15 protein-coding genes and 1 pseudogene are annotated in these 13216 nt (G+C 71.3%); 6 read left to right on the top strand and 10 right to left on the bottom strand.

Annotated elements, in window-relative coordinates; genetic code table 11:
* Together ACY34M_RS35915 and ACY34M_RS35910 are read right to left on the bottom strand one after the other, a co-directional pair.
* On the bottom strand, positions 1 to 999 hold the full coding sequence (locus tag ACY34M_RS35915) for a 2-hydroxyacid dehydrogenase (protein WP_462722723.1): 999 nt from the start codon (positions 997 to 999) through the stop codon (positions 1 to 3).
* Positions 996 to 2276 (bottom strand): glucarate dehydratase family protein, encoded by a 1281-nt coding sequence (locus ACY34M_RS35910; protein WP_462722724.1) that lies wholly within the window; start codon positions 2274 to 2276, stop codon positions 996 to 998. The genes ACY34M_RS35915 and ACY34M_RS35910 overlap by 4 nt, the downstream gene beginning before the upstream one ends.
* 138 nt (positions 2277 to 2414) lie before the next feature.
* On the opposite strand from ACY34M_RS35910, the gene ACY34M_RS35905 reads away from it, so the two are divergent.
* Positions 2415 to 3224: an IclR family transcriptional regulator gene (locus tag ACY34M_RS35905; RefSeq protein ID WP_462722725.1), complete on the top strand. Its 810-nt coding sequence runs from the start codon at positions 2415 to 2417 to the stop codon at positions 3222 to 3224.
* Positions 3225 to 3245: 21 nt separating this feature from the next.
* On the opposite strand, the gene ACY34M_RS35900 is transcribed toward ACY34M_RS35905, so the two are convergent.
* Entirely contained in the window at positions 3246 to 4979 is a 1734-nt protein-coding gene (locus tag ACY34M_RS35900; protein WP_462722726.1) for a DAK2 domain-containing protein, read from the bottom strand.
* A gap of 244 nt (positions 4980 to 5223) precedes the next feature.
* Between ACY34M_RS35900 and rpmB the strand changes: the two genes are divergently transcribed.
* Positions 5224 to 5409, top strand: coding sequence for a 50S ribosomal protein L28 (gene rpmB, locus ACY34M_RS35895; RefSeq protein ID WP_462722727.1), 186 nt, complete (start codon positions 5224 to 5226; stop codon positions 5407 to 5409).
* Between the two features lie 128 nt (positions 5410 to 5537).
* Here rpmB and ACY34M_RS35890 read toward each other — a convergent pair whose 3' ends face one another.
* On the bottom strand, positions 5538 to 6506 hold the full coding sequence (locus ACY34M_RS35890) for a thiamine-phosphate kinase (protein ID WP_462722728.1): 969 nt from the start codon (positions 6504 to 6506) through the stop codon (positions 5538 to 5540).
* A gap of 242 nt (positions 6507 to 6748) precedes the next feature.
* Here ACY34M_RS35890 and ACY34M_RS35885 point away from each other — a divergent pair, with 242 nt between their 5' ends.
* Both ACY34M_RS35885 and ACY34M_RS35880 read left to right on the top strand, forming a co-directional pair.
* On the top strand, positions 6749 to 6982 hold the full coding sequence (locus ACY34M_RS35885; protein WP_016642988.1) for an Lrp/AsnC family transcriptional regulator: 234 nt from the start codon (positions 6749 to 6751) through the stop codon (positions 6980 to 6982).
* A 20-nt stretch (positions 6983 to 7002) separates the two neighbouring features.
* Entirely contained in the window at positions 7003 to 7515 is a 513-nt protein-coding gene (locus ACY34M_RS35880; protein WP_462722729.1) for a DUF3515 domain-containing protein, read from the top strand.
* Positions 7516 to 7537: 22 nt separating this feature from the next.
* Here the strand turns inward: ACY34M_RS35880 and ACY34M_RS35875 are convergent, their stop codons facing one another.
* The 3 genes from ACY34M_RS35875 to ACY34M_RS35865 all read right to left on the bottom strand — a co-directional run bounded on the left by ACY34M_RS35875 (position 7538) and on the right by ACY34M_RS35865 (position 10563).
* The gene (locus tag ACY34M_RS35875; RefSeq protein ID WP_462722730.1) at positions 7538 to 8701 is read right to left on the bottom strand and encodes a D-alanine--D-alanine ligase family protein; all 1164 of its coding nucleotides are present in this window, start codon (positions 8699 to 8701) and stop codon (positions 7538 to 7540) included.
* A gap of 69 nt (positions 8702 to 8770) precedes the next feature.
* Positions 8771 to 9781: an NAD(P)H-dependent glycerol-3-phosphate dehydrogenase gene (locus tag ACY34M_RS35870; RefSeq protein WP_462722731.1), complete on the bottom strand. Its 1011-nt coding sequence runs from the start codon at positions 9779 to 9781 to the stop codon at positions 8771 to 8773.
* The gene (locus ACY34M_RS35865; protein ID WP_462722732.1) at positions 9778 to 10563 is read right to left on the bottom strand and encodes a lysophospholipid acyltransferase family protein; all 786 of its coding nucleotides are present in this window, start codon (positions 10561 to 10563) and stop codon (positions 9778 to 9780) included. The genes ACY34M_RS35870 and ACY34M_RS35865 overlap by 4 nt, the downstream gene beginning before the upstream one ends.
* A gap of 123 nt (positions 10564 to 10686) precedes the next feature.
* Between ACY34M_RS35865 and cofC the strand changes: the two genes are divergently transcribed.
* A complete protein-coding gene (cofC, locus tag ACY34M_RS35860) occupies positions 10687 to 11322 on the top strand; it encodes a 2-phospho-L-lactate guanylyltransferase (protein ID WP_462722733.1) in 636 nt (211 codons plus the stop codon).
* A 25-nt stretch (positions 11323 to 11347) separates the two neighbouring features.
* Positions 11348 to 11551 (top strand): hypothetical protein, encoded by a 204-nt coding sequence (locus tag ACY34M_RS35855; protein WP_462722734.1) that lies wholly within the window; start codon positions 11348 to 11350, stop codon positions 11549 to 11551.
* A 113-nt stretch (positions 11552 to 11664) separates the two neighbouring features.
* Here the strand turns inward: ACY34M_RS35855 and ACY34M_RS35850 are convergent, their stop codons facing one another.
* From ACY34M_RS35850 to ACY34M_RS35840, 3 genes and pseudogenes are all read right to left on the bottom strand, one after another.
* Positions 11665 to 12351 (bottom strand): HU family DNA-binding protein, encoded by a 687-nt coding sequence (locus ACY34M_RS35850; protein ID WP_462722735.1) that lies wholly within the window; start codon positions 12349 to 12351, stop codon positions 11665 to 11667.
* Between the two features lie 132 nt (positions 12352 to 12483).
* On the bottom strand, positions 12484 to 12723 hold the full coding sequence (locus tag ACY34M_RS35845; RefSeq protein ID WP_462722736.1) for an SCO5555 family protein: 240 nt from the start codon (positions 12721 to 12723) through the stop codon (positions 12484 to 12486).
* A 318-nt stretch (positions 12724 to 13041) separates the two neighbouring features.
* Positions 13042 to 13216 (bottom strand): annotated as a pseudogene (locus ACY34M_RS35840) (3-isopropylmalate dehydratase small subunit); the annotation flags it as partial.

Genomic DNA, 13216 nt, shown 5'->3' with positions numbered 1-13216 from the left:
TCACTCCCGCACGAGGTTGCGCAGCGGCCGCCCCTCGGCGAGCGCCTCGACGTTCGCCCTGATGTCCTCGGCCCGGCCGCGGAAGGTCTCCTCGGTGTGGCCCGACTGGTGCGGCGTGAGCACCACGTTGTCGAACCCGGTGAAGTCGAGGTGCGAGGGCGGCGGCGCCGCGGGCTCGCGCGGGTTGCGCCACCACACGTCGAGGCCCGCGCCGGCGAGGCGGCCCTCGCTCAGCGCGGCGTGCAGCGCCTTCTCGTCGACCACCGCGCCACGGGCCACGTTGACGAGCACGGCGGACCGCTTCATCACCGCAAGCTCGGCCGCGCCCACCAGGCCGCGCGTCTCCTCGCTCAGCGGCACGGTCACCACGACCACGTCGCAGGCGGCCAGCAGCTCGTGCAGCCGGTCCTGCCCGCCCACCCACTCCAGGTCCACCCCGGAAGGCGGCGGCGCGGCCGGATCGCGGCGCACGGTACGCACCCGCATGCCCAACGCGCCCGCAAGGCGCGCCACTTCGCCGCCGATCTCGCCCATGCCCAGGACGCCGAGGGTGCGTCCCGCGAGGACACCGCCGAAGGGGTAGGTCCGGTCCACCATGGCGTTGCGCCAGACACCGGCCCGCATGTCCCGCTCGCCGCGTGCCACGTCGCGCAGCAGCATCATCGACACCATCACCACGTGTTCGGCGATGGAACGGCCGTGGTGGAAGGTGTTCGCCACCCGCACTCCGGGCCGCAGCGCGTCGAGCGGCACCTTGTCGTAGCCAGCCCCGGTCACGTGCAGCAGCCGCAGCCGCTCCATGCCGGTCAGCAGCTCACGGTCGGCCGCGGAGCACACGAGGACGTCGGCGGTGGCCGCGGCTTCCGTGCGGGCCCCGGGGTCGTCGCCGTACACGAAGGTCCAGCGGTGCGTGCTGCCTTCGGTGAGCACGTCCCTGAACCGCCCCATGACGGGTTCGGTGACCAGGACCTCCAGCGGCGCCGCCGCTCCCCCGCTCACCACCGCGGCACCGTCGGGTCGAACTCCGGCCGGAAGCGGCGCATGTAGGCGGTGTCGTCGCGCTCTCGGATGCCGCACGTGACGTACTGCTCGTGCAGGCGGGCGAGCGCGTCACGGTCGAGCTCCACGCCGAGCCCCGGTGCGGTGGGCACCGCGACCGCGCCGCCCCGGAACGTGAGCGCACCCGGCACGACGACGTCCTCGGCCGGGTCCTTCCACGGCCAGTGCGTGTCGCAGGCGTAGTCGAGGTTCGGGGTGGCGGCGGCGAGGTGGGTCATGGCCGCGAGGCTGATGCCCAGATGCGAGTTGGAGTGCATGGACAGACCCATGCCGAACGTCTCGCAGATCGCGCCGAGCCGCTGGGACCGGCGCAGGCCGCCCCAGAAGTGGTGGTCGGAGAGGACCACCTGGACCGCGTTCTGCCGCACGGCGGGCGGCAGGTGCTTGAACGCGACCACGCACATGTTGGTGGCGAGCGGCATGGACACCTCGCGCGCGACGCGGGCCATGCCCTCGATGCCGGGCGTCGGGTCCTCCAGGTACTCGACGACCCCGTCGAGCTCCTGCCCGACCTTGACCGAACTGTCCACGCTCCACGCCCCGTTGGGGTCGAGCCGCAGTGGCAGGTCAGGGAAGGCGGCGCGCAGCGCGCGTACCGCCTCGATCTCCTCCTCCGGCGGGAGGACACCGCCCTTCAGCTTGATCGCGCCGAAGCCGTACGTGTCGATGATGCGGTGTGCCTGGCGGACCAGCCCCTCGGGGTCGAGCGCGGCGCCCCACTCGTCGTCGTCCTGGCCGGGGTGGCCGGCCCACTTGTAGAAGAGGTACGCGCTGTAGGCGACGCGGTCACGGACGGCGCCGCCCAGCAGATCGCTCACCGGGCGGCCGACGACCTTGCCCTGAAGGTCGAGCGCGGCGACCTCGAAGGGCGAGACGACCCGGTCGGCGAGCGAGCTGTCGGTCACCATCCCGCTCATCCCGTGCCCGCCCACACCGCTGTCGGCGGCCAGCGATTCGTTGACGGCGCGCCACACGCCGTTGAGGTCGAAGATCTCGGTACCGGCCAGGTGTCTTCCGGCCCGTTCCAGTCGGCGCAGGTGCGGCAGGTCCCCGTAGGACTCCCCGAGCCCGCTCAGGCCGCTGTCGGTCACCACCTCGACCACCGAGCGCAGCGCGAACGGCTCGTGCACACCTACGGAGTTGAGCAGCGGAAGGTCGCGGAAGGCCACCGGCGTCACGCGCACCTCGGCGATCCGGTGCCTCTCAGTGTCAGCCATGACGGGATACTGGCACGCGTCTACGTACGTAGACAAGACTTGCGTATGTGATTCCGGCGCATCCGATTCCACTGGTCCGGGCAGCCGGTTCCCGCCGCCCCGTCCCCTACGATGAGCCGGACGTTCAGGGGGGTGAAGGTGGCAGCAGACAGCGCCTCGTCGGGCCCTGCGGACACCGGGTCGGGCCGCGGCCTGGTCAAGTCCGCGGAGCGCACCGCGCGGATCATGGAAACGCTCGCCGAGTCGGCGGACGGCCTCAGCCTGGGCCGGCTGCAGGAGCTGACCGGCTACCCCCGCTCCAGCCTGTACGCCCTGCTGCGCACGCTGACGACGCTGAAGTGGATCGAGACCTCCGACGGCGAGCAGACGTACGGCATCGGGCCGCGCGCCCTGCTCGCCGGCACCGCCTACCTCGACCACGACCCCGCGCTGCCCTTCGCCGTCCAGCAGCTGGAGAGCCTGCGGGCCGAGACCGGTTACACCGTGCACTACGCGCGCCTGGACGCCCCCAACGTCATCTACCTGGCCAGCCGTGAGGTCACGGAGCCCAAGCGCCTCGTGTCCCGCGTGGGCCGACAACTGCCGGCGCACGCCACCTCACTGGGCAAGGCCCTGCTCGCCGAGCGCACCCCCGCCGAGGTCGACGCGATCCTGCCGGACGACGGGCTGCGGCAGCTGACCGAGCACACGGTGGCCACGCGCACGGCGCTCCACGCCGAGCTGGAGGAGAGCCGGGAGCGCGGCTGGGCGATCGAGCGGGAGCAGAACACCGCGGGGCTGTGCTGCGTGGCGGCCGCCGTCGGCTACCGCATCCCGGCGACCGACGCGATCAGCTGCTCGATGCCGCTGTCCCGCGCCCGCGGCGACGAGCTCACCCGCGTCGCCGAGACCCTGCGCCGGCACGCGGACGAGCTGGCGGGGACCCTGCGCCGCAAGGGCATCCGCTGACGGTCCCGCCGGACCGGACCCCTACTCGACGCCGATCAGCATCAGCGCCGACTGCCGCCCGCCGCGGTACACCACCGTGTCCACGGCCAAGTGGGACTCGCGCACGTGCTGTTCGAGGCCGGCCGCGACCTCGTCCGAGACCTCCTCGCCGAGGACGAGCGTGACGAGTTCGCCGCCCGCGGCGAGCATCCGGTCGAGGACCGTGCGGGCCGTCGCCGGGACCTCGCCGCCGATGACGGCCACGTCGCCGTCGATGAGGCCGAGGACGTCACCGGCCTGGCAGATGCCCGCCATGGTCCACGACTGCCGCTCGGCGACGGCCAGTTCGCCGTACCGGGTCGCCCCCGCGGCCGACGTCATCGCCACGACGTCCTCGTCGAAGCGCCGGTCGGGCTCGTGGACGGCGAGCGCGGCGATGCCCTGGACCGCCGAGCGGGTCGGGATGAGCGCGATCCGCAGCCCCTCGGAGCGGGCCTGCTCGGCCGCCGCCGCGGCGGTGTGCCGCAGCTCGGCGTCGTTCGGCAGCAGCACCACCTCGCGCGCGTGGGCCCGCCGTATCGCGTCGACGAGCTCCCCGCTGGCGGGCGGTTCGCCGGGCCGGTCGGGCACGGTCGTGGCGCCCGCCTCCCGGTAGAGCCCGGCGAGCCCGTCGCCCGGCACGACCGCCACGACGGCCCGCTGGACGCGCTCGCGCGGCGTCGAGGAGTGCGTCGCGTGCACGTCGCCGAGCCCGAAGTGGGTGATGCGGATGCGATAGGGGCGCCCGGCCTCGACGCCCGCCTCGACGGCCGCACCGGCGTCGTCCACGTGCACGTGGACGTTCCACAGGCCGTCCCCGCCCACGACGACCAGCGAGTCCCCGAGAGCGTCGAGCCGGGTCCGCAGCCGGGCCACGGACCGGTCGTCCGCTTCCAGCAGGTAGATGACCTCGAAGGCGGGCCCCGCGGCGCCCTCGTCCTCGGGGCATTCGAGCAGCACTCCGTCGGGAACCACGTCCACGCGCGCGTGGACACCGTCTCCGCCCCGGCGCACCGGCGCCTCCCCGGAGACGGCCTCGCTCAGCGCCCCGAGCACGGCCACGAGCCCCCGGCCCCCCGCGTCCACGACCCCCGCGCTGTTCAGGGCGGCGAGCTGGCCCGGCGTCGCGTCGAGCGCCACGCACGCACCTTCGTAGGCGGCACGGACCACGTCCCGGCAGTCCCCGTCGACCCCGGAGGCGGCCTGCGCGGCCGCCGTGGCCACGGTCAGGACGGTGCCCTCCACGGGATGGGCGACCGCCTCGCGCGCGGACTCGGCGGCCCGGCCCAGCGCGAGCCGCAGCGCACCCGCGTCGGCGCCGGGACCCGGGGCACCGGAATCGGCGCCCGCGGCATGATCTCCGTCACTCCCCACGCCGTCCGCGAGCACCTGCGCCATGCCCCGCAGCAGCTGCGCGAGGATCGTCCCCGAGTTGCCGCAGGCGCCGATGAGGGCGCCGTGCGCCATGGCGCGCATCACTTCCGGGAGCGAGGGGGCGGCCGGCTCGGGCCCCGCCTCGAGCCCCGCGAAGACCGCCTCGACCGCCTGGTGCGCGGACTCGAGGGTCAGATAGAGGTTGGTGCCGGTGTCCCCGTCGGCGACCGGATACACGTTGATCGCGTCGATCTCCGCGCGGTCGCGGCCGAGCGCCTCCAGGGCGAGTGAGCACCAGGCGCGCACCGCGATCACGTCGAGCACCTGCGGCACCTGCGCCTCCTCGAGCAGCGGGACTGGCATCGCAGAGTAGACCCCGGAAGGCCGCCTTCCACAGGGCGGGCCCGGTCCCGGGGCCGGTCCGGAGCCCGGGCGGGGGGCCCGACCAGCCATGGTAGTTTCGTTCTACCGACGCAGCCGTTGTATGCTGCTCGGGTTGCCCGATATCCGTCGGGCCATCCCCTGGCACCGCCACTCAGATCCTCCGATCTCGATCCCGGCATGCCGGGATCAACCGTAAGTGCATCTGAAGTCTTTGGAGTGACCCGTGGCTGCCAACTGCGACGTCTGCGGCAAGGGGCCGGGCTTCGGCAACAACATCTCGCACTCGCACCGCCGTACGCCCCGTCGCTGGAACCCGAACATCCAGCGTGTGCGTGCAGTGGTCGGTGGGACGCCGAAGCGCCTCAACGCCTGCACCTCGTGCATCAAGGCCGGCAAGGTCGCGCGCTGACGTAACGCTTAGCGCGGCCACCTCGCTGGTTGCTTTAAAGAGCCGGTCCCCTCGGGGACCGGCTCTTTTTTGTGCCCTGCGCCCCCGTGGAACCGGGACTCGACTGGGGCCAGGACTCGATATTGGGGCTAGGACTCGATCTCCCCGCCGAAGTGGTCCCAGCCGCTCTGGTTGGCCCACGGCTCCCCGTCCACGGTCACCTGGGGCAGCGCCGAGGGCCCCCGCACCTCGCCGATCACCTTCCAGCGCGCGGGCAGCTTCACGGACGGCGGGAAGGTGGCCACGATCGCGTGGTCCTCTCCCCCGGTCAGCACCCACTGCAACGGGTCGACGCCGACGGCCTGCCCGATGTCGCCCATCTGCGAGGGCACGTCCACCTGACCCGACCTGATGTCGATCCGGACCTTGCTCGACTCGGCGATGTGCCCCAGGTCCGCGATGAGCCCGTCGCTCACGTCGCACATGGCGGTGGCGCCGAGCCCGGCGGCGGCGGGACCCGCGTGGTACGGCGGTTCGGGGCGGCGGTGCGCCTCCACGAAGGCGCGCGGCGAGCGGAAGCCGCGCGAAAGCACCGCGTATCCAGCGGCCGACCAGCCGAGCCAGCCGGTCACGGCCACCACGTCACCGGGCTGCGCACCGGCGCGGGTCACCGGCTCGTGGCCCTGCATGTCGCCGAGCGCGGTGATCGCCACGGTGATCGTGTCGCCGCGCACGACGTCGCCGCCGACCACGGCGGCGCCCGCCACCTGGCACTCGTCGCGCAGTCCGTCCATCAGCTCCGAGGGCCAGGACGCGGGCAGCTCGGCGGGCACCACGAGGCCGAGCAGCAGCGCGGTCGGCACGGCGCCCATGGCCGCGATGTCCGCGAGGTTCTGCGCGGCGGCCTTGCGCCCGACGTCGTACGCGGTGGACCAGTCGCGCCGGAAGTGGCGGTTCTCCAGCAGGACGTCCGTGCTGGCGACGACCCTGCGGTCCGGCGCCGCGATCACGGCGGCGTCGTCACCGGGACCGATGCGTACGGCCGGGGTGGTGGTGAGCCGCGAGGTCAGCTCTCTGATGAGGCCGAACTCCCCCAACTCGCCGACGGTGCCCTTCATACGCGTGCTGCCCTTTCTGCCCCGGAACGCTTGCGCCCGCCAGGGCCGTCTGCCCCGGCCCGCTTGCGGTCGCGGGCCGACTCTGTCATGGGTACGGTTCTTGTCACGGGCCTGCCTTCCACGTCCGTCCGGCGCCACAGTCGCCACCGGGTCTCCCCGCGGCGAGCGGTGACGCGATAACGTGGCGTCCCTTCTCCCCACATGATCCTCGTGATGATCCTCGTGGCCGCCCTGGAGGTTCCGTGGTACAGGCGTACATCCTGATCCAGACCGAAGTAGGCAAGGCGTCTACCGTCGCCGAGCTGATCGGGAAGATTCCAGGAGTGATCCAGGCCGAGGACGTCACCGGCCCCTACGACGTGATCGTGCGCGCGCAGGCCGACACGGTCGACGAGCTGGGCCGCATGGTGGTCGCCAAGGTCCAGCAGGTGGACGGCATCACGCGCACGCTGACCTGCCCGGTCGTCCACCTGTAGCCCCCGTCTACGCTGTGCCGGTGAAGTCATATCGTCACCGGATCCGGCACGGCCGGCTGAAGCGCCTGTCCATCGCGGTGCCCTCGCTCTCCTTGCTGATCGCCACCGCGGGCTGCGCTTCGACGGACGAGGCGCCTAAGGCGGCGGTTCCCACTCCGGACGCGAAGGCCGCCAAGCTGTGCCGGAACCTGGACAAGGTCCTGCCGGAGAAGGTCGACGGACTCGAGCGCAATGATCCCGAACCGGGCTCGGAGCTCACCGCGGCGTGGGGAAGCCCCGCGATCATACTGCGCTGCGGCGTGCCGTGGCCCGACGCGGCGTTGAAGACGAGCAGCAACACGGCGACGATCGACGGCGTCGGCTGGGTCGCGGACGAACTCGACGACGGCGCGCAGCGCATGACGACGGGCGGCCGGCTCGCCTTCGTGGAGGTGACGATCCCCAAGGACGAGGTCGCCAAGAACGGGGCGGGGTCCCTGGTCGACCTGGCAGGACCCATCAAGAAGGCGATCCCCAAGGGGATCGCCGACTAGACACTTCACCGGAGGTCGCGGTCTACCGCAGCCCGGTCGACCGCCGCAGCGCCGCCTCGATGAGCCGGTCCACCAGCTCCGGGTAGCTGACCCCGCTCTCCTGCCACATCCGCGGGTACATGGAGATCGGCGTGAAGCCCGGCAGGGTGTTGATCTCGTTGATGACGAACTCGCCGCCCTCGTCGAGGAAGAAGTCCGCCCGTACCAGACCCTCGCAGGACATGGCCTCGAAGGCGTCGACGGCGAGCCTGCGGACCTCGGCGGTCTGCTCCTCGCTCAGCGGCGCGGGCACGATGCCGGCGGCGGAGTCGATGTACTTCGCCTCGAAGTCGTAGAACGCGTGGGAGTCGGCCGGCGGGATCTCGGCCGGGACGGAGGCGCGCGGCCCGTCCTCGAACTCCAGGACGCCGCACTCGATCTCGCGCCCGACGATGCCCGCCTCGACGATCACCTTCGGGTCGTGCTCACGGGCGGTCTCGATCGCCTCGTCGAGCCCCTCGAAGGAGTCGACCTTCGTGATGCCGATCGACGAACCCGCGCGCGCGGGCTTGATGAACAGCGGCCAGCCGTGGTCCCCGACGAAGTCGGCGACGCGGCGGCGGGCGCCTTCCTGGTCCTGCTCCCACTCGCGGGGCCGGATCACCAGGTACGGCCCGACCTTCAGCCCGAAGGACGTGAAGATCCGCTTCATGTACTCCTTGTCCTGGCCGACGGCCGAGGAGAGCACACCGCAGCCGACGTACGGGGTGCCGGAGAGGTCCAGGAGGCCCTGGATGGTGCCGTCCTCGCCGTACGGGCCGTGCAGCACGGGGAAGACCACGTCGACCTCGCCGAGGGCCTTGGGGACGGATCCCGGCTCGTTGTAGACGACTTCGCGGGAGCTCGGGTCGACCGGGAGCACCACGCCGCCCTCGGGCGACTCGGCGAGATCGGCGACGTCGGGCACCTGGCGGTCGGTGATGGCCATCCGCTCCGGGTCGTCCGCCGTCAGCGCCCAACGCCCCTCACGCGTGATGCCGACCGGCAGCACGTCGTACTTGGTGCGGTCTATGGCGCGCAGCACGGCGCCGGCCGTGACCACGGAGACGCCGTGCTCGGAGCTGCGACCACCGAAGACGACGGCCACACGCGGCTTGGGCCCACCCGCGGTGGACGCAGGGCTCTGGGAGAGGTTCTCGCTGCTCATATCGCGTTGAGCGTACCTGCTGGTAGTACGAGAGTCAGCGCCCGCAGAGCCTCGCCGTGCCGCCGTCGCTCAGCGTCGTTCCGGCTTGGCGGAGCGCGACATGAGCTCCTTCACCGCGACGACCGGGGACTTGCCCTCGTGGACGATCGCGACGACGGTCTCCGTGATGGGCATGTCCACGCCGTGACGGCGGGCCAGGTCGAGCACCGACTCGCAGGACTTGACGCCCTCCGCGGTCTGCTTGGTGACCGCGATCGTCTCCTCCAGGGTCATGCCCTTGCCGAGGTTCGTGCCGAAGGTGTGGTTGCGCGACAGCGGCGAGGAGCAGGTGGCCACGAGGTCGCCGAGGCCCGCGAGTCCGGAGAACGTCAGCGGGTCCGCGCCCATGGCGAGCCCGAGCCGCGTCGTCTCCGCGAGCCCGCGCGTGATGAGCGAGCCCTTCGTGTTGTCGCCGAGGCCCATGCCGTCCGCGATGCCGACGGCGAGCCCGATGACGTTCTTGACGGCGCCGCCGAGCTCGCAGCCGACCACGTCGGTGTTGGTGTACGGCCTGAAGTACGGGGTGTGGCTGGCGACTTGGAGGCGCTGGGCCACGGACTCGTCGCGGCAGGCGACGACCGCGGCGGCGGGCTGCCGGGCGGCGATCTCGCGCGCCAGGTTGGGCCCGGTGACGATCGCGATGCGGTCCTCGCCGACCTTCGTGACGTCCTCGATGACCTCGCTCATGCGCATCGCAGACCCCAGCTCGACGCCCTTCATGAGCGAGACGAGCACGGTGTCGGGGGCGAGCAGCGGCGCCCACTCCCCCAGGTTCTGGCGCAGCGTCTGCGAGGGCACGGCGAGCACCGTGAAGTCGGCTCCCGCGGCCGCCTCGGCCGGGTCGGTGGTGGCCCGCACGTTCTCCGGGAGCTCCACACCGGGCAGGTAATCCGGGTTCGTACGCGTCGAGTTGACGGCCTCGGCGAGTTCGGCGCGACGGGCCCAGAGGGTGACGTCGCAGCCCGCGTCCGCGAGCACCATCGCGAACGCGGTGCCCCAGGATCCGGTGCCGAAGACGGCGGCCTGCACGGGTCGGGTCACTTGCTGCTCTCCTCGGTCGTGCCGCCGGCGGTCGCCGAACTGCCCTTGACGGCCTGCGACTTGCGGCGCTGCTCGATGCGCGCCTCACGCGGGTCGTAACGCTTCTGCGGGGCCTTCTCGCCGCGCAGCTCCTCCACCTCGGCGGTGATCGCGGTCATGATGACCTCGGTCGCCTCCTTCAGGAGGTCGGGCGTGATCTCACGGTCGTAGAACGCGGAGAGGTCGACGGGCCGGCCGGCGAGTACGTGGTGCGTCTTGCGCGGAAAGAAGTCGGGCTTCTTGGAGTACGGCGCGAGCGCTTCGGTGGCGCCCCACTGGCCGACCGGAATCACCGGGCACTTGGTCTGCAGCGCCACGCGCGCGACTCCGGTCTTTCCGGTCATCGGCCACAGTTGGGGATCGCGGGTGAGCGTGCCCTCCGGATAGAAGGCGACGCATTCGCCGCGCTCCACGGCGTCGATCGCGGCACGGAAGGCGCTCAGCGCGTTCGTGGACTCCCGGTACACGGGAATCTGTCCGGTGCCGCGCATCGCTGCGCCCACGAACCCCTTCTTGAAGAGGCCGTGCTTGGCGAGGAAACGCGGGACCCGTCCCGTGTTGTACTGAAAGTGGGCGTAGAGGAACGGGTCCAGATGCGAATTGTGGTTGACCGCGGTGATAAAGCCTCCGTCGGCCGGAATGTTCTCCATTCCGCGCCAGTCCCGCTTGAACAGAACCACCAGCGGTGGTTTGCAGAGGACCGCGGCGAAGCGGTACCAGAAGCCGATTCTGCGGCGGGACACTCGGACACCTTCCTCTAGGGGGGCCTGGGGGCCGCACAAGTGTGGCCCCGGCCCACCGGTCTGTCGAGAACACCGTACGCCCGCACGGACAGCCGTACCTCATGCACAGGTCACAATAGGCGCGTGCAGTGGACCCTGGTGATACCGCTGAAACCGCTGGTACGGGCCAAGAGCAGGCTTGCCCCGACGGCGGGAGACGCCCTGCGCCCAGGCATCGCCCTCGCGTTCGCCCAGGACACCGTCGCCGCGGCGGGATCCTGTGCGGCGGTACGTGATGTGGTGGTCGTCACTGACGACCCCCGCGCGGCGCGCGAACTGGCTGCTCTGGGCGCCCGCATCGTCCCCGACACCCCGCAGGCGGGCCTCAACGCCGCTCTCGCCCACGGAGCGGCATCCGTGCGCTCCGCGCGCCCGGCTGCCGCCATGGCGGCCCTGAACGCCGATCTGCCGGCGCTGCGCCCCACGGAATTGGCCCGCGTTCTCGCCTCGGCCGCCGCATTCCCCCGCGCTTTTCTGCCCGATGCCGCCGGAATCGGCACAACGCTCTTGTCCGCGACCCCCGGCACGGAATTGCTGCCCGGATTCGGCGGGGCGTCCCGCGCCCGCCACACGGCGTCGGGCGCCGTGGAACTCCCTGTCGAGGGCACCGACTCGGTGCGCCAGGACGTCGACACCGGGGACGACCTGCGCGCGGCGCTGGCCCTCGGCGTCGGCCCGCACACCGCGAGGGCCGCGGCGGGGCTCCTGATCCCGGACTGAGCCGGTCACTGAGTACGCTGCCCGTATGCAGGCCACCGCGTACACGTACGACTCCGAAACCCGCTCCGGCAGCGTCCTGCTGGACGACGGGACCCCCGTCTCCTTCGACGCCGCCGCCTTCGACGCGGGCGGCCTGCGGCTGCTCCGCCCTGGCCAGCGGGTGCGCATCGAGGTGCGGGGCGAGGGCGACGCGCGGCAGATCACTCTGGTCACGCTGCAGACCTTCTGAGAACCCGGACCGAAAGCCCGGTCCGAAGCCCCGGACACACCGCGGGCCGGTCTCCCCGTGGGGAGCCCGGCCCGACGCGTGAGCAACCTGATGGCGTACGCCCGAGAAGCGACTTACTTCTTGCGGGCGGTGGCCTTCTTGGCGGTGGTCTTGCGCGCCGTCGACTTCTTGGCGGGCGCCTTCTTGGCCGTGGCCTTCGTGGCGGGCGCCGTCTTCTTCGCGGTGGCCTTCTTGGCGGTGGTGGCCTTCTTGGCCGGAGCCGCCTTCTTGGCCGTGGCCTTCTTGGCGGTGGTGGCCTTCTTGGCCGGAGCCGCCTTCTTGGCCGTCGTCTTCTTCGCCGTGGTCTTCTTGGCGGCGGCGGTGGTCTTCTTCGCCGTCGTCTTCTTGGCGGTGGTCGCCTTCTTGGCCGCGGCCTTCTTGGCGGTGGTCTTCTTGGCCGCAGCCTTCTTGACCGTCGCCGAAGCGCCGCCGCTCAGGCTGCCCTTGGGCGCCTTCTTGACCGCGACGTCGTTCTTCGGGAGCTTCTTCGAACCCGCGACGAGGTCCTTGAAGCCCTGGCCCGCGCGGAAACGCGGCACCGAGGTCTTCTTCACCCGGACGCGCTCACCGGTCTGCGGGTTGCGGGCGTACCGGGCCGGGCGGTCGACCTTCTCGAACGAGCCGAAGCCCGTGACCGAGACACGGTCACCGCTGACCACGGAACGCACGATGGCGTCGAGAACGGCGTCGACGGCGTCAGCGGCCTGCTGACGGCCGCCCACCTTGTCGGCAATGGCTTCTACGAGCTGCGCCTTGTTCACGTCTTCCCCTTCGGAGACATTGCCGGAACGAATCTCTTTCGCACCGGCTTTTTCGCACGTTAGGCAGATATATACCGCAAATCAAACGCGAAACGGGCTAATCACCCTTGTGCCGCAACGAACTAGGCAGTCTCAGAGTTCCTCTTCAGTGATGGAGCCCTCTTCGAAGTCGTCGAGGTCCGCCATGAATCGCTCCAGACGCCTTGCCGCACCGGCGAGATCGTGTTTGGCCGCGGCCGTGACGGCCAGCAGCTTCCGGGTCAGCGCCATCCGTACGCCCTCCGGGACTTGCAGTGTGCGCACTCTGGTGTGCGCTTCCTTGAGTTGGTCCGCGACCGCCGCGTACAGCTGGAGTTGGCCGTCGTGTTCCATGCACAGATTGTGCCATCTGGGGCGAGTTGTCGCCTCCGCAGGGTGCAACTCCCGCCCCACGCGCCGCTTCTGGAGCCTCGCACGAACTGCCTGCCCAGAGCGACACCGATCCACGCGTACCCCTGGAACACCCTTGGTATTCAAGGGAGTTGAGCCACCCCCACCACCCCCGGCAAGGGGGTCCGGACACCTCCCGGAGGCACACACAGAAGTACCCCCAACCGGTGCACGATTGGGGGTACGGGGCCCTGTGGATGTGGCCTGAATAAGCCTTGTCCGGCTACGGATCCGGTAGCGGACCCGCGGGACGCGGTCGGCTCAGACCTGGACCGTCTGCGGCTTGAAGGACGGACGCTTCGCCTCGTAGGCGGCGATGTCCTCCTCGTTCCGCAGGGTGATGCTGATGTCGTCGAGGCCGTTCAGCAGCCGCCAGCGGGAGTTCTCGTCCAGCTCGAAGGAGGCGGTGATGCCCTCGGCGCGCACCTCGCGGGCC

The organism is Streptomyces sp. EDA2-14 (genome assembly GCF_054963755.1).
Note: the sequence above shows the minus strand (reverse complement) of the source record. Positions and strands in the feature narration are given on the sequence as shown.